The organism is Paracoccus sp. Ld10, from assembly GCF_045064235.1.
GTDB lineage: Bacteria > Pseudomonadota > Alphaproteobacteria > Rhodobacterales > Rhodobacteraceae > Paracoccus.
This window is the reverse complement of record NZ_JBISHD010000023.1, coordinates 383,197-401,909: the sequence shown is the minus strand read 5'-3', so window position 1 is coordinate 401,909 and position 18,713 is coordinate 383,197. Positions and strand designations below refer to the sequence as shown.

The window sequence follows — 18,713 nt, the reverse complement described above, 5'->3', positions numbered from 1 at the left end:
TCCCATGCGCGTGATCGAACGGACCCTGCTGGACCTGGCCGTGCTGGCGCTGATCGCGTTGGGCCTGGTGATCTTTGCCAACGTGGCGATGCGCGCGCTGCTGGGAACCAGCGTGCCCGATGCGATCATTCTGGTGCGCGAACTGATGGTCGCGGCCATCCTGCTGCCGATGGCGGCGGCGACGGCGGCGCGCAGCCATGTCGCCGTCACCTTTGTGTCGGACCGTCTGCCGGCACGCCTGCGCGGTCAACTGATCGTGCTGGGCCATGTCGTGGGCCTGCTGGCGCTGATGCCGCTGATCTATGCGGCCTGGCGGGTGACCGGTCAGGCGCTGACATCGGGCGAATTCTATTACGGCGACCTGAACCTGCCGCGCTGGCCGGGCGTGGCGCTGTTCATGGCGGGGCTGGTGCTGATGTGGGTGCGGCTGGCAATCCTGCTGGTCGGTGACCTGCGGCAGCTGCGCCGGGGCGACCTGATCCTGGACGCCGACGGAAACGAGGTAAGCTGATGGACCCGATGACGATCGGCCTTGTCGCCATGGCGGCGGTTCTGGTGCTGCTGGCGCTGCGCGTGCCCATCGCGTTCGCGCTGGCGGGCGTGGCCGGCACCGGGACATTCCTGGTGTATGCCACCCGCACTGGCGACTGGATGCCGGAACGGGCGCTGAACCCGACCAGTTCGGTGGTCTTTTCCAACTTCTTTGACCTGGTTCATTCCTATGACCTGTCGATGGTGCCGCTGTTCGTGGCCCTGGGCAACATCGCGTTCTATGCAGGCATCACCACGCGCATCTATGACGCGGCGGCGGTCTGGCTGCGGCCGGTGCGGGGCGGCGTGGCGATGGCGTCGGTGCTGGGCTGTGGCGGGTTTTCGGCCATCTCGGGGTCGTCGATCGCCTGCGCGTCGACAATGGGGCGCATCTGCGTGCCGGAAATGCTGCGCATGGGGTACGACCCGAAACTGGCCACCGCGTCGGTGGCGGTGGGCGGCACCCTGGGGTCGCTGATCCCGCCGTCGGTTCTGTTCATCCTGTATGGCATCTTCACCGAAACCTCGATCGCGCAGCTGTTCCTGGCGGGCATCCTGCCGGGGCTCTTGTCGCTGGCCGGCATGCTGCTGGTCATTGCGTGGTGGGTGAACCGCGATCCGGACGCCGCCCCCCGGGGCGAGCGTGGCGATGCCAGCCGGACCGACGCGGCCATCGCCGCCTGGCCCGCGGCCCTGCTGTTCGTGGTCATCGTCGGCGGCATCTATGGCGGCCTGTTCACCGCGACCGAGGCCGCCGCCGTCAGCGTCGTGCTGACCACGATCATCGGCTTTGCCCAACGCCGGCTGACGTTGGAGGTGATGTGGCGCGCGATCCGCGAAAGCCTGGTGCAGACGGCGGCGATCTTTCTGATCGCGGGCGCTGCCAAGATCTTTGTCAGCTTTGTCGCGCTGACGGGCATGGCGGGCGCGGTTGTCGGCATGGTGTCGGACGCGGAACTGTCGCTGGCGATGCTGATGCTGGTCGTGGTGGTGATCTATCTGGTGCTGGGCATGTTCCTGGACCCGATCGGCATCATGGTCCTGACCCTGCCCTTCATGGTGCCGCTGATCGAAGGGTACGGCCTGAACCTGATCTGGTTCGGCGTCATCGTCGTCAAGCTGCTGGAGATCGGGCTGATCACGCCCCCCGTCGGCCTGAACGTGTTCGTCGTCAGCAACGTCACCAAATCGGTCGGCATCGACAAGATCTTTGCAGGCGTCACGCGGTTTCTGGCGGTCGATATCCTGGTCCTGCTGCTGCTGATCCTGTTCCCGATCATCTCGCTCTTGATTCCGGGGTCGATGTGATGACCCCGGACACGCGCCCCGACTATGAGGACGACCGCAACTTTGCCACCGCGCTGGCGCGGGGGCTGTCGGTGCTGCGGGCGTTCCGGACCGATGACGACGGGCTGAGCAACGCGCAGATCGCGGAACGCACGGGCCTGCCGAAATCGACGGTGTCGCGGCTGACCTATACGTTGGGCTGCCTGGGCTACCTGACGCAGCCGCAGCGCAACGACCGCTATCGCCCTGGTCCCACGCTGCTGGCGATGGGGCACGTGGCGGCAGCCTCGCTGGCCTTTCTGGATTCCGCGCAGGGCATGATGCAGGCCCTGGCCGACCAGACCGGCACGCTGGTCCTGTTCGCGGTGCGCGACCGCGACAAGGTCGCGCTGATGCGGACCTGGCGGCCGCAGCGTGCGGCGTCGATCTGGCTGGAGGTTGGCCACCGCCTGCCCATCGCCGGATCATCATCCGGGCTGGCGCTGTTGGGCGCCACGACGCGTGACGAATTCGGGGGCCTTCTGGCCGATCACCCCGAACCGCCGCTGGACGGCGGCACGCTGGACGACCTGCGGTTCAAGGCGCGCGACCAGCTGATCGCGCGGGGCTATGCCGTGGTGCCCCAGAGGTTGCGCTATTCGTCCAACATCTCGGCCGTGTCGGTTCCGTTCCGGTCGGCGCGGCTGGCGGGTCCGGTGATGTTCTCCTGCGGGGCGCTGGACGACGTGCTGCCAGACGACCGCATCCATGCCCATGTCGGCCCCGTGCTGCGCGAAACCGTCGGCCGGCTGCAACAGATGGTCGGCGCCAATGGGGTGCCCGCCTGGTCCGGCAGCCCGAATGACTGAAAGGTTATCCCAGATGCCCGTTTCCTATGCCCGCCAAGGCCGCATCGGCCTGATCACGATCGACAATCCGCCAGTGAATGCCACGGGCCATGCCGTGCGGCAGGGTCTGATGGACGCGGCACGCGATTTCGCCGCCGATGCCGGGGCCGATGCCGCCGTGATCCTGTGCGCGGGCCGCACATGGGTCGCGGGCGCCGACATCGCGGAATTCGGCAAGCCGTCGCAGGCACCGATCCTGCCCGACGTGATCGCCGCCATCGAAGGCCTGGACAAGCCCGTCGTCGCGGCGCTGCACGGCACCGCCCTGGGGGGTGGGCTGGAACTGGCCCTGGGTTGTCACGCACGGATCGCAGCGCCCGGCACCCGCATGGGCCTGCCCGAGGTGACATTGGGCCTGCTGCCCGGGGCTGGCGGCACGCAGCGCCTGCCGCGGCTGGTCGGCACCGCCGCCGCCTTGGACATCATCACCAGCGCCCGTCAGATCGCCGCCGCGCAGGCGCTGGACCTGGGGCTGATCGACGCCGTGGCGCAGGGCGATCTGACCGAATGCGCCATCGCGCTGGCCGAAACGCTGGCCGGTCAGTCGCCGCGCCGGACGCGCGAACTGCCTGGCCCCGCTGCGGACCTAGATGTCGTGCAGTCACTGAAGGCCACACTGGCGCGCAAGCTGCCCGGCCATATCGCGCACGCGACAGCGGTCGACGTCGTGACCGAGGGTTTGGCGCTGTCCTTTGACGACGGCATGGCGGTGGAGCGCGCGGGTTTTCTGGCGCTGATGGACAGCCCGCAACGCGCGGCGCTGATCCATGCGTTCTTTGCCGAACGCGCCGTGGCCCATCTGCCGCAGATCAAGGGCGTGGCGCCACGGCCGCTGGACCGCATCAGCGTGATCGGCGGCGGCACCATGGGCGCGGGCATCGCGGTGTCCTGCCTGCTGGCCGGGCTGGACGTCACGTTGATCGAACGCGACGCCCCGGCGACCGCCCGCGCACAGGCGACGGTCGGCGACCTGCTGGACGGCGCTGTCACCCGCGGCAAACTGGCCGCCGCCCGCCGTGACGCGATCTTGTCCGGGGCGTACCGCACCGACACGGATTACGCGGCCCTGGGTCAGGCCGATCTGATCGTCGAGGCGGTGTTCGAGTCGATGGAGGTCAAGGAACAGGTCTTTGCCGCCATTGACCGCGTGGCCAAACCTGACGCGGTGTTGGCGACCAACACCTCCTATCTGGACGTGGACCGCATCGCCGACGCGACGCGCCGCCCGCGTGACGTGATCGGGCTGCATTTCTTTTCGCCCGCCCATGTCATGCGCCTGCTGGAGGTCGTGGTCGCCGACCGTACCGCCCCCGAGGTCGTGGCAACCGGCTTTGCCCTGGCCAAGCGTTTGGGCAAGATCGCGGTGCGCGCGGGTGTTTGCGACGGATTCATCGGCAACCGCATCCTGTCGCATTACCGTGCGGCGGTGGACGCGATGGTGCTGGACGGCGCGTCCCCGCAACAGATCGACCGCGCGCTGACCGATTTCGGTTTCGCGATGGGCCCCTATGCGGTCAGCGATCTGGCGGGCCTGGACATCGGCGCGATGACCCGACAGCGTAAGGCCGCCGACCGCCATCTGCGCGACCGGGTTCCGGTCTTTGCCGACCGCCTGTACGAACAGGGCGATCTGGGCCGCAAGACCGGGCGCGGCTATTACGTCTATGCCGATGGCAAGCCGCAACCGAACCCGGACCTGCCCGCGATCTTGGACGCGGTGCGCGCCGATCTGGGCATCACGCCCCGCGATTTCGACGACGCGGAAATCGTCGCCCGGACCATGGCCGCGATGGTGAACGAGGCCGCACGGACGGTGGCCGACGGTACCGCGCTGCGTCCGTTGGATGTCGATGTGGCGATGCTCAACGGCTACGGCTTTCCGCGCTGGCGGGGCGGGCCGATGCACTGGGCCGACACCCAGGGGCTGGAGCGCATTCTGGCCGACATTCGCCATTTCGCCGAAACCGACGACCATTTCTGGCAGCCCGCGCCGCTGCTGGCCGATCTGGTGGCCGATGGCCGCCGGTTCGCCGACCTGAACCAAGGAACATCCGCATGAAACAGCCCGTGATCGTCTCGACCGCCCGTACCGCCATCGGACGCGCCAAGCGCGGTGCGTTCAACCAGACCCATGGGGCCGTTCTGGCCGGGGCCACGGCGCGCGCCGTGGTCGACCGCGCCGGAATCGACCCCGCGTTGATCGAGGACAGCATCTGGGGCTGCGGCTATCCCGAATACGTCACGGGCGGCAACATCGCCCGCCAAACGGTGATCCGCGCGGGCCTGCCCGACAGCGTGGCAGGGGTCACGGTCAACCGGTTCTGCGCATCGGGCCTGCAGGCACTGGCGCAGGGTGCGCAGATGGTCGCGCATGAGGGTGCGCGGGCGGTGCTGGTCGGCGGCGTGGAAAGCATCTCCATGGTCCAGCCGCCTGTCCGCAACTCGCGCGAGGCCTGGATCGAGGCGAACCGCCCCGACCTCTACATGACCATGATCGAGACCGCCGATATCGTGGCCGCCCGCTATGGCGTCAGCCGCGAGGCACAGGACGCCTATGCCGTCGAATCGCAGGCCCGCACCGCCGCGGCGCAAGCCGCCGGGATTTTCGACGACGAGATCATTCCGATGTCTGTCACCATGTCGGTCACCGACAAGGCCAGCGGAGAGACCAGCGACCGCGACGTCACCATCGCCGCCGATGAGGGCAACCGCCCCGGCACCACGCTGGACGCGCTGGCTACGCTGCAGCCGGTGCGCGGCGCGGGTCAGTTCGTGACCGCGGGCAATGCGTCCCAGCTGTCCGACGGCGCTGCAGCGCTGCTGGTGATGGAGGCCGACCTGGCCGCGTCGCTGAACCTGGAACCGCTTGGGGCCTTTCACGGCTTTGCCGTCGCGGGTTGCGCGCCTGACGAGATGGGCATCGGACCTGTCTTTGCCATACCACGCCTGCTGGAACGCCACGGGCTGTCGGTGGATGACATCGACCTGTGGGAGCTGAACGAGGCCTTTGCCAGCCAGTGCCTGTATTGCCGCGACACGCTGCGCATCGATCCGGCGAAATACAACGTGAACGGCGGCGCGATTTCCATCGGCCACCCCTTTGGCATGACGGGCGCGCGCACCGCCGGCCATCTGCTGCGCGAAGGCCGCCGCCGGGGCGCCAAATGGGGCGTCGTGACCATGTGCGTGGGCGGCGGCCAGGGCGCTGCCGGACTTTTGGAGATCTTTTGATGGACATGAGCTTTACCCCCGACGAAATCGCCTTTCGCGACGACATCCGTGCGTTCCTCAAGGCCGAACTGGATCCCGCGCTGGCGCGCAAGGTGCGTCTGCATCACGACCTGACCAAGGCCGAGATGGAGGGCTGGCATGCCAAACTGCAATCGCGCGGCTGGCTGGCCGGAAACTGGCCCACCGAATTCGGCGGCGCGGGTTGGACCGCCATCCAGCGCCACATCTTTGACGAGGAATCGGCCCGCGCCCATGCGCCGCGGATCGTGCCATTCGGCATCGCCATGCTGGGGCCGGTCCTGCAGAAGTTCGGGTCCAAGGAACAGCAGGACCACTGGCTGCCGCGCATCTTGGCCGGCGACGACTGGTGGTGCCAGGGTTATTCCGAACCCGGTGCCGGGTCGGATCTGGCCAGCCTGCGGTGCGAGGCCGTCCGCGATGGCGACGACTACATCGTCAACGGGCAAAAGACCTGGACCACGCTTGGCCAGCACGCCAACATGATTTTCTGTCTGGTTCGCACCAATGCGACCGGCAAGAAACAGGAAGGCATCAGCTTTCTGTTGATCGATATGACCACGCCGGGCGTCACCGTGCGCCCCATCGTCCTGCTGGACGGCACCGCCGAGGTGAACGAGGTCTGGTTCGACAATGTCCGCGTCCCGGCCGCCAATCTGGTCGGCACGGAAAACGACGGCTGGACCTATGCAAAATACCTGCTGACGCATGAGCGCACGAACATCGCGGGCGTGGGTTTTGCCACCGCCGCGCTGGACAACCTGAAACGCGTCGCCCGCGCGCAGCGCCATCGCGGCCAGCCCCTGTCCGACGATCCGCTGTTCGCGTCCGAAATGGCAGGGGTCGAGATCGAGCTGATGGCCATGTCCACCACCAACCTGCGGATGCTGTCGGCGGCGGCCCAGGGTCAGGCACCGGGCATCGAGAGCAGCATGCTGAAGATCAAGGGCACCCAGATCCGCCAGCGTCTGGATGCGCTGACCCGGCGCGCCTATGGCGGACAGGCGATGGCCCTGACGTTGGAGGGCAACGAAGGCCCCGACGGCGCCGACGAGGCCCTGGCCGCCAGCGCAACCTGGCTGAACAACCGCAAGCTGTCGATCTATGGCGGCTCGAACGAGGTCCAGCGCAGCATCATTTCCGGCGCGCTGGCGAAAGGATAAGCCCATGGATTTTCAGCTTTCCGACGACCACCGCATGTTGCAGGACAGCCTGCGCGGCATCCTGACCCGCCACTCCGGCGAGGCATTGATGCCCGCCCTGACCGAGGCTGGCGTTCCCCAGGCCCTGCTGACCGAGGCCGAGGGCGGTTTCGACGGATCGGGCGCGGCCGTGGCGCTGATCTTTCAGGAACTGGGGTTGGCGGGGGTGTCGCTGCCGCTGATCGGCACGATGATCGGTGCCGCCGCGCTGGCGCAGGCGGGCCAGCCCGCTGACGACGGCGCGACCATTGCCTTTGCCGATGCCGAACCGGGGACCCGTTATGACCGTGGCGTGGCGATCGCCGCGGACGGCGACCGCCTGACCGGGCGCAAGACCATGGTGGCGGGGGCCGAAGGTGCCGCCGCAGTCGTGGTCACCACCGCCGATGCGCTGTGGCTGGTGACGCCAGACGCGGCGGGGCTGACCGTGCGCCCCTATCCGATGATGGACGATCAGCGCGGCGCGGATCTGATCTTTGAAGGGACGCCCGCGACGCGGCTTGGCGCACTGGCCGATTTCGACGCGGTGCTGGCGCGGGGCGTGCTGGCGCATGCGGCCTATGCCTTGGGGACGCTGATCGCGGCGGTCGATCTGACGTTGGACTATCTGCGCACCCGAAAGCAGTTCGGCCAGCCGCTGATCGCGTTTCAGGCATTGGCGCATCGCGCCGCCGACCTGTCGGTCGAGGTGGAACAGGCGCGTTCCGCGGTCGCCAATTTCGCGGGTCATCTGGACGCGGACGCCCCCCTGCGCGACCGTCACCTGCAGGCGTGCAAGGTCACGTTGGGGCACGCCGCGCGGCTAGTGGCCGAGGAATCCGTGCAGCTGCATGGCGGCATCGGCATGACCGAGGAATACGCGCTTGGCGGCATGATCCGCCGCCTGCTGGCCGCGGACACCGCCATGGGCGATGCCGATTACCACCTGGAACGGTTCGCCCGCGGCGAGCGGGCCTTTGCATGACGGTGATCACGGGGGAAACCGGCACGCAGCGCCTGATCGGATACGTGCTGGACGTGTCCGACCGGGATGGCGCGGCCTGCATTCTGGATCTGGACGACCGGCATCTGAACCGTCAGGGCATCCTGCATGGCGGGCTGTCCGCGACGCTGCTGGACAGCGCGATGGGGGCCACCGGCAGCCTGACGGTCGATGCGGGCGGGCGGCATCCGTTCACCACGCTGGCGCTGACGGTGAACTTTCTGGTACCGGGCCATGCGGGGCGTGTCACCGCGCGGGGACGCGTGGCGGGGGGCGGGCGCACGACCCTGTTCATCGACGGCGACCTGCGGCATGAGGACGGCACGCTGATCGCCACCGCGACCGGCGTTTTCCGCAAGACAAAGGCCGTCCCATGACCCCCTATACCAACCCTCATTGCGAGATCAGTGATCTGGGCGACCGTCTGGTCGTGGAAAACCGCAACGCCGCACGGCGCAATGCGCTGACACCGGAATTCTATGACGGGTTGCACCATGCCCTGCGGCAGGCTGCGGATGAACCGCGCATCGGCGCGGTCCTGATCATGGGCGAGGGTGATTTCTTTTGCGCGGGCGGCGATCTGACCATGCTGATCACCGCGCAGGACATGCCCGAGGACGCCCGCCGCGACCGCATCGACGCGCTGAATGACCTGATCCGCGCGGTCGTGGCCTGCCCACGCCCCGTGATCGCGGTGATCGAGGGCGGCGCGGCTGGCGCCGGCCTGTCACTGGCGCTGGCCTGCGACATGGTGATTTCCGCCCGCAATGCGCGGTTCACGGCGGCCTATGTGACGGCGGGGCTGGTTCCCGATGGCGGGCTGACCGCCGCGCTGACCGCCTGCCTGCCGCCGCAGATGGCCGCGCAGATGGCCCTGACCGGCCTGCCGGTGGGTGCCGAACGCCTGCACGCGATGGGCGTGATCGCGGAACTGACCGACCCCGGAGAGGCGATCATGGCCGCCATGGCCCTGGCCGACCGTCTGGCAGCAGGCCCCGCAGACGCGCAGGCGGCGATCAAGCGCCTGTTGACCGGCGCGCGCGAAACCCTGCTGGAGGCCCAGCTGACCGCCGAACGCGACGCGATGGCGACGGCGCTCGCCTCGGCGGAGGCCGCCGAGGGGATCACAACCTTTCTGTCCAAGCGCCCCCCCGATTTCCGCAGATTGCGCGAGGGAACATGACCCGCATCCTTCAGCTGTTCGACGCCGCCCTGGCGGTCCATCCCCACCGCCCCGCCCTGACCGACTGGACCGGACACGGCCTGACCTATGCGGCACTGGACGACCTGGTCCGTGCCACGCAGGTCGATCTGGCCGCGATGGGCCTGCGTCCGGGCGACCGTCTGCTGGTGGTGGCGGAAAATGCCGCAAGCGTGCCGGTCCTGTTGTTGGCCACAAGCCGCATGGACGCGGTGCTGGTGCCGGTGAACGCGCGCATGACCGCGCCGGAACTGGCCAAGATCGCGGCCCATACAGAACCGCGCCTGACGGTGTTCCTGTCGGATGTCAGCGCCCCTGCGCGCGGTCATGCGGGCGATGCGCGGCCCGTCACGCTGGCCGGGACGGCCCTGCATGTCGCCGGGCCGTTCGATGCCGTGCCGGAACAGGTCGAGCCGGATGCGGCGATGACGGCGGTGATCCTGTACACCACCGGCACGACGGGCACGCCCAAGGGGGTGATGCTGACGCATGGCAACCTGATCTTTGGCGGCGAAAGTTCGGCCCGGTTGCGGGGGATGCAGCCCCATGACGTGATCTGGGGCGTGCTGCCGCTGACGCATGTGTTCGGACTGACCTCGATGCTGTGCGCGGGGCTGGCGGCGGGCGCGCATGTTCGGCTGGAGCCGCGGTTTTCAGCCGCGCAGACGCTGGCGGCGCTGCAATCTGATGTGACTGTCCTGCCCGCCGTCCCGCAGATGCATGCGGCCATCATGGCCGAGGCGCGGGCATTGGGCATGGACCGCCTGACCCGCCCCCTGCGCTATGTCAGCAGCGGCGCGGCACCGCTGGACCCGGACTGGAAGCGGCGGGCCGAGGCGTTTTACGGTATCGCCCTGCAGAACGGTTACGGCATGACCGAAACCACGGCCGGCGTCACCGTCACGGACAACGCCATCGGCGATCCCGATCCGTCGGCGGGGCGGCCCCTGCCGGGGGTAGAGATCGCGCTGGATGAGACCATCGGCCGCGAACCGGGCACCGGAGAGGTGCTGACCCGTGGCCCGCACATCATGCGCGGCTATTTCCGCAACGCGGAGGGCACGGCGCAGGTGCTGCGGGACGGCTGGATGCGCACGGGCGATCTGGGACGGATCGACGCGCAGGGTCGCCTGCACATCGTCGGACGGTGCAAGGAGCTGATCATCCGCGGCGGTTTCAACGTCTATCCCCCCGAGGTCGAGGCCGCGCTGAACGACCACCCTGCGGTGTTGCAGACCGCCGTGATCGGTCGCGCACGACAGGGCGGGGACGAGGATATTCTGGCGTTCTGCCAGCTGACCGCGCCTGATGCCGTCACGGCCGATGTGCTGGCGGCCCATGCTGCGGCGCGGCTGTCGGCCTATAAACGGCCCACGCGGATCATCCTGACAGGCGCACTGCCTGCAGCGGCGACGGGCAAGGTGCTAAAGCACCGGCTGATCGCGCATTTCGCCGACCTGCTGGGCCTTTAGTTGTCCAGCACCAGCCGGTGCATCGGCGGATAGAACTGACGGGTAAAGGACACGGGCAACGAATCCAGGGTGTTCACCCGTTCGATTGTCATCACCGGCGTGCCCGGGTCGATGGCCAGGTTCACCGCACAGGACCCGCTGGCCCCTTCGGCCAGAATCGAAAAACGCGCCTGTGTGACGGGCAGGCTGCGGGCCAGCCATTCCTGGGGCGGTTCATGCGCGAACAGGTGGAAATCGGGCAGGGCCAGCGCGCGTGGGTTCAGCCAGATTGCCTCGCAGCAATGCGGGCGGTCGTCGGCCAGATAGCGCGACTTGACCAGCAGCATCATGTCGTCGGCATCGACCTGCAGCGCCTGCATCGCGGCAGGGCTGGGGTTGCAGGGCAGGCATTCGGTCATCTGATAGGCATAGCGTGCGCCAAGCGACTCGATCTCGTCGCGCAGGACAGGCAGCGACAGGGTCGTGCGGCGGGACGTGGTCGCGGTCACGCGGGTGCCGACCTTGCGGCGACGCTGGATGATGCCGCTGTCGGCCAGCTCACGCAGGGCACGGTTCACGGTGGCACGGGCGCAGCCCATCTCTATCGACAGGGTCTGTTCCGTGGGGATCAGGCTGCCCGGAGGCCATTCGCCCGACCGGATCCGGCCCAGCACATCCGCGCGGATCGCCTGCCATGTGTTCAGTCGCCGCCGTTCGGCATCGATGCCGGAAGAGCGGATCGTAACGGACGAACCTTGGGACGACTTGGACATTTTGACGAACTCGTGACATGTACCTGTCCCGACTTGATAAATGATGCGCAAAAGAATGAAAGCTGTCCAATTGGCTATGCTGCGCGCCCAGACGCGATGGCAGACCAGCAAGAAAGCTCTGGAGACGGACGCTTTCTTTCTGCAGGATGTCTGATAGATGCATATCGTGCAAGCATGATGGCGGATTTCCGATGCGCTCGACCACACATTTTTCCGTGACACCCCCCTCCGCATCCCTGACGTCATGGGGTGTGCTGATGGCGATCAGCCTGTGCCACATGATCAACGACGTGATGCAGTCGATGCTGGCGGCGATCTATCCGCTGTTGCAGGTCGAGTTCGACCTGTCCTATGCCCAGATCGGCGTCATGACGCTGGCCTTTCAGGTGACGGCGTCGCTGTTGCAGCCGCTGATCGGGATGGCCACGGACCGCCATCCCCAGCCGCGGTCGCTGCCGTTCGGCATGGCCTCGACGCTGTGCGGAGTGCTGATGCTGGGCATGGCGGACAGCTATGGCTGGCTGTTGTCGGGGGCGATGCTGATCGGCATCGGGTCGGCGGTGTTCCATCCTGAAAGCTCGCGCGTGGCGCGGATCGCGTCGGGCGGACGGTTCGGCACGGCGCAATCGCTGTTCCAGCTGGGCGGCAATGGCGGACAGGCCCTGGGGCCGCTGCTGGCCGCATTCATCGTGGTGCCGCTTGGCCGTCCGGCGGTCGCCTGGTTCGCGGTCGCCGCCGCCCTGGGTGCCGCGATCCTGTGGCAGGTGGGCAGCTGGGCCGAGGATCGCCGCCGCGCAAACACTGCCACCCCCGACCGCACCCTGCGCCTGCCGCGCGCCACGGTGATCCGCGCCATTGCGGTGCTGGCTGTGCTGGTGTTCACCAAGAACATCTACAGCGCATCGATGAGCAGCTATTTCACCTTCTTCACCATCGACAAGTTCGGTCTGTCGACCCAGGGCGCGCAGATCATGCTGTTCCTGTTCCTGGTGGGCATGGCCGGGGGCGTGATGCTGGGCGGGGTGATCGGCGACCGGGTCGGTCCGCTGACGGTGATCTGGGTGTCGATCCTGGGCGCGCTGCCACTGACCTTGGCGCTGCCCCATGTGGGGCTGGTGCCGACGGGCGTGCTGGCGGTCCTGATCGGGCTGGTCCTGGCCTCGGCCTTTCCGGCCATCGTGGTCTTTGCACAGGAGCTGGTGCCGGGCCGCACCGGCATGATCGCGGGGCTGTTTTTTGGGTTTTCGTTCGGGATGGGCGGGATCTCTGCCGCGGCGCTTGGGGTGCTGGCGGATGCGCAGGGGATCCGTTCGGTGTTCCTGTTATGCTCTGTCCTGCCGGTTCTGGGGCTGCTGACGGTCCTGCTGCCACGCCGCAGCCTGGGCTGAGATGGGGCGCGCGGTCGTCATCCATGTCGGCCCTGACGGTCCCATCGACGCGGCACTGGCGCGGATGTTCCAGGCGAACGGTCATCGCGCGGTCTGCCATGATGGCGGACGGCTGGCCGCCGATATCGTCTATGCGATGGGGCAGGGGATACAGCCCCTGCGCGGCTGGCCCAACGCGCGGCTGATCGCCGGACTGTTCCGCGACCGACCGCATTGGCGCCCCACACTGCAGGCCTGGCGCTGCGTCGCGTTCCTGCGCGACCACATGCCCGATGCGTTGTTTCTGCTGACCATACCGCCCCCCGACCGTTGGCCGGACGGGATGCAGGCGCATCTGGACGCGACGCGCGCGCTGTTCGGCGATGATCCGCAATTGATCGAACTGGATCTGGCGGGCACCACCCCTGCCGATCTTGCTGCGCGGCTGCGTCCCGTGTTGCCGCTGGACCAAGGGCTGCCCGACCGGTGGCCCGACCCCGATCCCGTCACACCCCCGCCACCCGCCCCGCCGGCACCGCCGGGATGGGCACAGGATGTCGCGGGGTTCTGTCTTGCGGGGCTGAACCCAACAGCGCAGGGCGGGCCACAGGGGCTGTCAGGCTTTGCCACCCATTGGGACGGCACCCTGTCGGGCACTGGTGCGGTGACCGATGTCGCCGGCGCGCCGCGACAGTTCACCATCGTCGCGCCCCCCGGCCATCGACCCCTGACGCTGGCGCGCGATGGACGTCCCTTCAAGCTGATCCGGGCCGAGGGGGTCATCAACGACATCCTTGCGCTGGACCGCCGCGATCCGGTCTGGATCGACATGGAGGACAGCCGCTGGTTCGGCAGCCCACAGGGTGCGGCACTGGACCGCCCGATCCTGTGCCACAACCGCCGGGCGGGGGCGGTCAACCCGGTCCTGTGGCCCCTGCCGGACCAGCACGCGATCGGCCTGCAGGGGTTCGACCCGGCCGCCCCCGCAGACGACATCCCCTGGGACGAAAAACAGGACCGGCTGGTCTGGCGCGGTATGATTTCCGGGTCGGAAATGCGTGATGGGGTCAAGCCCGGTCCCGCCAGCCACGTCTGGCTGGGGCGGCTGGCCGCCGCCGTGACCCCCGCAGACCGCGATGCCGCCTGGCAGGGGCTGTGCCGCACCAATCGCATGGCCTTTGTCCGCCGCTTTCAGGACCATCCCGATTTCGACGTGGGCATCGTCATGGCACACGGATTTCGCCAGCACGCCGACGATCCGCTGATCGCGCCCTATTGTCGCCCGCGCATGGGGCTGCGCGATTTCCGGGCCTATCGGTATCAGCTGTGCCTGTCCGGATATGACCACGGGTCGAACTTCATTTCGGGACTGGACCAGAACGGCGTCCTGCTGGCCGAGGATGATGGCTGGCAGGTCTTTTACACGGGGCGTTTCCGGCCGTGGCGGCATTTCATCCCCGTCGCCCGTCACCTGACCGATCTGGAGGACAAGCTGGCCTGGGCCCGCGCCCATCCCGATGCCTGCCGCACCATGTCGTCCGCCGCCCGGGCCGAGGCCGCGCATCTGCGCGACCCCGCCGCGCGGGCCGACCTGATGCGTCTGATCCTCGACGGGCTGGCGGCGGCGCGCTAGAACGCGGGCATGAGCACGATCCGCATCGAACCCCTGACCGCCGACGCCTTTGCCCCCTTCGGGCAGGTGCTGGCCCCCCGCACCGCGCCGGACCGCATGATCAATGCGGGCCGCTGTGAACGCCACCACGCGCTGGCCACCGTCGAACGCGGCGGGGGCGAGGCGATCATCTCGATCTTTCGCAGTCAGGCCGTCAGCCTGCCCTATGACTGTACGTTGCTGGAACGTCACCCGCTTGGGTCGCAGGCGTTCATGCCGCTTGGCGACCGGCCCTGGCTGTCGGTGGCGGCGCCCGACGACAATGGCCGCCCCGGCCCGCTGCGCGCGTTCCTGGTTCCGGCGCATACGGGGGTGAACCTGAATGCGGGGACGTGGCACGGGGTGCTGACACCGCTGGACCAGCCGGCCGATTTCCTGGTCGTGGACCGCGAGGGGACGGGCACCAACCTGGAGGAAATCACCATTCCCGCGGTTCGGATCACCGCATGACCCCCGATTACAGCGTCGAGACCCTGGCCATGGCCGGGGGCGCCCGCCGCGTCGCGGGCGTGGACGAGGCCGGTCGCGGCCCGCTGTCCGGTCCTGTCACCGCGGCAGCCGTGGTGCTGGATCCACACAATATTCCCGATGGGCTGAACGACAGCAAAAAGCTGACCGCTCCGCGGCGCGAAGCACTGGCCGCGTGGATCATGGCGCATTGCGATTGGTCTGTCGCCCATGTGGACCCGGCAGAGATCGACACGCTGAACATCCTGCGCGCCAGCCACGTCGCCATGTGCCGCGCACTGGCCGGCCTGCGCCAGCAGCCCTGTCATGTGCTGATCGACGGTAACATGCTGCCGCGTGACCTGACCCTTCCCGCACAGGCGGTGGTCAAGGGCGACGCGCGCTGCCTGTCGATCGCCGCGGCTTCTATCGTGGCCAAGGTGTTGCGCGACCGCATCATGGTGGATTTGGCGCAACAGCATCCCGGATACGGCTGGGAGCTGAATGCCGGATACCCCACGCCCGGCCATAAACGCGCCATGCTAGATCTGGGGATAACCCCACATCATAGGCGGTCGTTCAAGCCCGTCCACAACATCTTGTGTAAAGCCCCCTTGGTAAGTGACTGATTCGAAAAAGAAATTGACGGCGATTCGCTTCTGAATCATCTTTGGGGACATACCAGACCGGCAAAAGTCGGCATTCCCCGAAGGCAGAGCATGACGAAAACCAAGAACCAGCGCGCGGATTCCGCGCGGCCATTACCGCTGAACCAGATACTGGGCGGCGACTGCATCGACATCATGAACAGCCTGCCTGAGGGCAGCGTTGACCTGATCTTTGCCGATCCTCCCTATAATCTGCAGCTGAAGGGCGATCTGCATCGGCCCGACAACAGCCTGGTCGATGCGGTGGACGATCATTGGGACCAGTTTTCCAGCTTTGCCACCTATGACGCCTTTACCCGCGACTGGCTGGCCGCCGCGCGCCGCCTGTTGAAGCCGAACGGTGCAATCTGGGTCATCGGCAGCTATCACAACATCTTTCGCGTCGGCGCCGAACTGCAGAACCAGAAATTCTGGATCATGAACGACGTGATCTGGCGCAAGTCGAACCCGATGCCCAATTTTCGCGGCAAGCGCCTGACCAATGCCCATGAAACGCTGATCTGGGCGGCGAAATCGGAAACCTCGAAATACACGTTCAACTATGAGGCGCTGAAGTCGCTGAACGAGGGCATCCAGATGCGCAGCGACTGGGTCCTGCCGATCTGCAATGGCGGTGAGCGGCTGAAGGACGAGGCGGGCGACAAGGCCCACCCGACCCAGAAACCCGAATCGCTGCTGCACCGCGTGATCCTTGGCACGACAAACCCCGGCGACGTGGTGCTGGATCCGTTCTTTGGCACCGGGACGACCGGCGCGGTCGCCAAGATGCTGGGCCGCGACTATATCGGGATCGAGCGCGAGGAGGCGTACCGTGAGGTTGCCAGCCGTCGCCTGTCCCGCGTGCGCCGTCTGGATGCCGACGCCATCGCCACCACACGCGCCAAGCGCGCCGAGGTGCGCATTCCGTTCGGTCAGGTGATCGAACGGGGCATGCTGCGCCCCGGAGAGGAACTGTTTTCCATCGGCAACCGCCACAAGGCCAAGGTTCGCGCCGACGGTTCGCTGATCGGCAACGACGTCAAGGGCAGCATCCATCAGGTCGGGGCCGCGTTGGAAGGCGCGCCCAGCTGTAACGGCTGGACCTATTGGCATTTCCGGCGCGAGGGCAAGATGATCCCGCTGGACATCCTGCGCCAGCAGATCCGCGCCGAGATGGAAGGCGACGCCCCGCGGCCGAACTGAGTTTCACCCTTCGCCAGTTCCCCCCATGCGCATTGCGCATGGCCGGAACCACCTTGCCCCGCCATGTCCGCATGGCGGGGATTTTTCCATCGTCAGCCTTGCATCGACCGCAGGAACGCGGTGATGTTTTCGGCGTCGTCCTGACCGGTCCCCGCCTGGCTGCGCCTGACGGCCAGCCAGTCCAGCAGCGACGCGGCCTCGCGGTCTGAAAACCGCATTTCCCAATCGCCGAACAGCCGCTGTTGCAGCGGGCCCTGATCCAGCACGGTGAAATTCAGGTGGCGGTCATCCTCGCTCAGCAGGTCGATCAGACGGAACAGGCGAAAGCGTGGACCCTCGATCCACTGGAAGAACAGGCCGTCCTCGTGGTGCAGGCATCCGGTCAGCCCCGCAGCCCGGTTGCTGTCGCGGGCATGTTGCAGGATTAGGTCAAGATCGTCGCGCTGCATTCCGGGGCGGGCCACGCTGCGGTACAGCAGATAGCCCAAGCTGTCGCCCGCGGCGAATTGAAAGGTTTGCGGGTCACGATGCATCAGCAAAGAATCGTCGCTCATTCCGGTTGGTCCCTGTTGCACGCAACCAGCATTCTTCCATTTTGTGCACACAATGCAAGGTTGTGTTCAAACCTGTTGCATTCCATTTTACCGATATTGTCGGATGTGTGCGGCAGGGACGCTACAACGCGTTGCGGGGCATGGGCAGGGTGCCGCGGTTATAGTCTGTCCAGTCGGTGATTTCCGGATAGAACTGGCGACGCCAAGCACGCACGCGGGGGTTCATGCGCCGCCGCCACAGCGGCGGGACCATCGCCAGCAGCGTCATCGCCGGATAGCCCATGGGCAGTTGCGGCGCCTCGTCCGCGCCATAGGTCTGCAGCAGCGGAAACCGGCGGTCGGGTTTGGTGTGGTGGTCGGAATGGCGTTGCAGGTTGATCAACAGCCAGTTGGTCGCGGTGTGGCTGGCGTTCCAGCTGTGGCGCGGGCGGACGGGTTCGTAACGGCCATCGCCCAGATGCTGGCGCGACAGCCCGTAATGTTCGACGTAATTCGTCAATTCCAGTTGCCAGACGGCAATCAGGGCCTGGAACAGGAACAGTCCCAACCCCGTCCAGCCACCGATCACAACGGCCATGACCAGCATGCCCCCCTGCAGCGCGCCATAGCGCCAGAAGGGGTTGCGGCGGTCCCACGGGCCACGGTCCGCGCGGGCCAGGAACCGCGTCTCGGCCGTCCAGGCGCTGCGCGGGCCGTCCAGCAGGACACGAAAGAAAAACCGGTGAAAGCCCTCGTTATAGCGGGCCGAGACGGCATCGCGCGGCGTCGACACCCAGCTGTGATGCACCAGCAGATGCTCGGTGCGGAAATGCGAATACAGGACCGATGCCAGCAGCAGATCCCCCAGCCAGCGTTCGGCGGGCGTCCTTTGGTGCAGCAATTCATGTGCATAGACGATGCCGACGCTGCCCGACATCACCCCGATGGCAAAGAACAGGCCAAGCGATTCCCACCCGGTCAGGTGATCCGTGCGCCCCGCCAGCCACAGGCAGGCACAGATCGTGGCCGCCTGCAGCGGAAACCAGATCAGCGTCACGGCGCGGTGCCAGAACAGCTGGTCCGTGGCGGTGTCGGGGTCGGGATTGGCCTCGGTCTTGCCCAGCACGCGGTCCAGCACGGTGGTCAGGTACCACGCATAGACCGGCACGATCAGCCACCACATCCCGCCACCCCAGGCCGCTAGCGCGACCAGCGGGATCAGGGCGATGGACAACCAGAAGGGTGCCGCGGCGGGCAGGGGGGCATGGCTCATGCGCCGAT

Annotated in this window: 18 protein-coding genes; 15 read left to right on the top strand and 3 right to left on the bottom strand. The window is 67.2% G+C overall.

What is annotated here, in order from left to right:
• Positions 1-4 precede the first annotated feature (4 nt).
• Genes ACJJVR_RS07290 through ACJJVR_RS07245 form a run of 10 tightly spaced genes read left to right on the top strand, consistent with a single transcriptional unit; the run spans position 5 to position 10,811 of the window.
• On the top strand, positions 5-511 hold the full coding sequence (locus ACJJVR_RS07290; RefSeq protein WP_405403403.1) for a TRAP transporter small permease: 507 nt from the start codon (positions 5-7) through the stop codon (positions 509-511).
• Entirely contained in the window at positions 511-1,839 is a 1,329-nt protein-coding gene (locus ACJJVR_RS07285) for a TRAP transporter large permease (RefSeq protein WP_405403402.1), read from the top strand. The genes ACJJVR_RS07290 and ACJJVR_RS07285 overlap by 1 nt, the downstream gene beginning before the upstream one ends.
• Positions 1,839-2,666, top strand: a complete 828-nt coding sequence (locus ACJJVR_RS07280) for an IclR family transcriptional regulator (protein WP_405403401.1) — start codon at positions 1,839-1,841, stop codon at positions 2,664-2,666. The genes ACJJVR_RS07285 and ACJJVR_RS07280 overlap by 1 nt, the downstream gene beginning before the upstream one ends.
• A gap of 13 nt (positions 2,667-2,679) precedes the next feature.
• Positions 2,680-4,764 carry a 3-hydroxyacyl-CoA dehydrogenase NAD-binding domain-containing protein gene (locus tag ACJJVR_RS07275; protein WP_405403399.1) on the top strand — a complete coding sequence of 695 codons (2,085 nt, stop codon included), beginning with the start codon at positions 2,680-2,682 and terminating at the stop codon, positions 4,762-4,764.
• Complete coding sequence (locus ACJJVR_RS07270; protein WP_405403398.1) at positions 4,761-5,936, top strand: acetyl-CoA C-acyltransferase; 1,176 nt, start codon at positions 4,761-4,763, stop codon at positions 5,934-5,936. The genes ACJJVR_RS07275 and ACJJVR_RS07270 overlap by 4 nt, the downstream gene beginning before the upstream one ends.
• Positions 5,936-7,117, top strand: coding sequence for an acyl-CoA dehydrogenase family protein (locus ACJJVR_RS07265; protein ID WP_405403396.1), 1,182 nt, complete (start codon positions 5,936-5,938; stop codon positions 7,115-7,117). The genes ACJJVR_RS07270 and ACJJVR_RS07265 overlap by 1 nt, the downstream gene beginning before the upstream one ends.
• A gap of 4 nt (positions 7,118-7,121) precedes the next feature.
• Complete coding sequence (locus ACJJVR_RS07260) at positions 7,122-8,120, top strand: acyl-CoA dehydrogenase family protein (protein WP_405403395.1); 999 nt, start codon at positions 7,122-7,124, stop codon at positions 8,118-8,120.
• Positions 8,117-8,515: a PaaI family thioesterase gene (locus ACJJVR_RS07255; RefSeq protein ID WP_405403392.1), complete on the top strand. Its 399-nt coding sequence runs from the start codon at positions 8,117-8,119 to the stop codon at positions 8,513-8,515. The genes ACJJVR_RS07260 and ACJJVR_RS07255 overlap by 4 nt, the downstream gene beginning before the upstream one ends.
• Entirely contained in the window at positions 8,512-9,321 is an 810-nt protein-coding gene (locus ACJJVR_RS07250) for an oxepin-CoA hydrolase, alternative type (RefSeq protein WP_405403390.1), read from the top strand. The genes ACJJVR_RS07255 and ACJJVR_RS07250 overlap by 4 nt, the downstream gene beginning before the upstream one ends.
• The gene (locus ACJJVR_RS07245) at positions 9,318-10,811 is read left to right on the top strand and encodes a class I adenylate-forming enzyme family protein (protein WP_405403389.1); all 1,494 of its coding nucleotides are present in this window, start codon (positions 9,318-9,320) and stop codon (positions 10,809-10,811) included. Before ACJJVR_RS07250 ends, ACJJVR_RS07245 begins: the two co-directional genes overlap by 4 nt.
• Here ACJJVR_RS07245 and ACJJVR_RS07240 read toward each other — a convergent pair.
• Entirely contained in the window at positions 10,808-11,563 is a 756-nt protein-coding gene (locus ACJJVR_RS07240; protein ID WP_405403388.1) for a GntR family transcriptional regulator, read from the bottom strand. The two genes, ACJJVR_RS07245 and ACJJVR_RS07240, sit on opposite strands and share 4 nt — an antisense overlap.
• Positions 11,564-11,778: 215 nt before the next feature.
• Between ACJJVR_RS07240 and ACJJVR_RS07235 the strand changes: the two genes are divergently transcribed.
• The 5 genes from ACJJVR_RS07235 (at position 11,779) to ACJJVR_RS07215 (ending at position 16,899) form a co-directional block, all read left to right on the top strand.
• Positions 11,779-12,951: an MFS transporter gene (locus ACJJVR_RS07235; RefSeq protein ID WP_405403386.1), complete on the top strand. Its 1,173-nt coding sequence runs from the start codon at positions 11,779-11,781 to the stop codon at positions 12,949-12,951.
• A 1-nt stretch (position 12,952) separates the two neighbouring features.
• Positions 12,953-14,563: a glycosyl transferase family 90 gene (locus ACJJVR_RS07230; RefSeq protein ID WP_405403385.1), complete on the top strand. Its 1,611-nt coding sequence runs from the start codon at positions 12,953-12,955 to the stop codon at positions 14,561-14,563.
• A gap of 9 nt (positions 14,564-14,572) precedes the next feature.
• Positions 14,573-15,052: an ureidoglycolate lyase gene (locus ACJJVR_RS07225; RefSeq protein ID WP_405403383.1), complete on the top strand. Its 480-nt coding sequence runs from the start codon at positions 14,573-14,575 to the stop codon at positions 15,050-15,052.
• A complete protein-coding gene (locus tag ACJJVR_RS07220) occupies positions 15,049-15,678 on the top strand; it encodes a ribonuclease HII (RefSeq protein ID WP_405403382.1) in 630 nt (209 codons plus the stop codon). Before ACJJVR_RS07225 ends, ACJJVR_RS07220 begins: the two co-directional genes overlap by 4 nt.
• A 90-nt stretch (positions 15,679-15,768) precedes the next feature.
• Entirely contained in the window at positions 15,769-16,899 is a 1,131-nt protein-coding gene (locus ACJJVR_RS07215) for a site-specific DNA-methyltransferase (RefSeq protein WP_405403381.1), read from the top strand.
• A 92-nt stretch (positions 16,900-16,991) separates the two neighbouring features.
• On the opposite strand, the gene ACJJVR_RS07210 is transcribed toward ACJJVR_RS07215, so the two are convergent.
• Positions 16,992-17,453 (bottom strand): BLUF domain-containing protein, encoded by a 462-nt coding sequence (locus ACJJVR_RS07210; protein WP_405403379.1) that lies wholly within the window; start codon positions 17,451-17,453, stop codon positions 16,992-16,994.
• 121 nt (positions 17,454-17,574) lie between these two features.
• A complete protein-coding gene (locus ACJJVR_RS07205) occupies positions 17,575-18,705 on the bottom strand; it encodes an alkane 1-monooxygenase (protein ID WP_405403377.1) in 1,131 nt (376 codons plus the stop codon).
• Between the last annotated feature and the right edge of the window lie 8 nt (positions 18,706-18,713).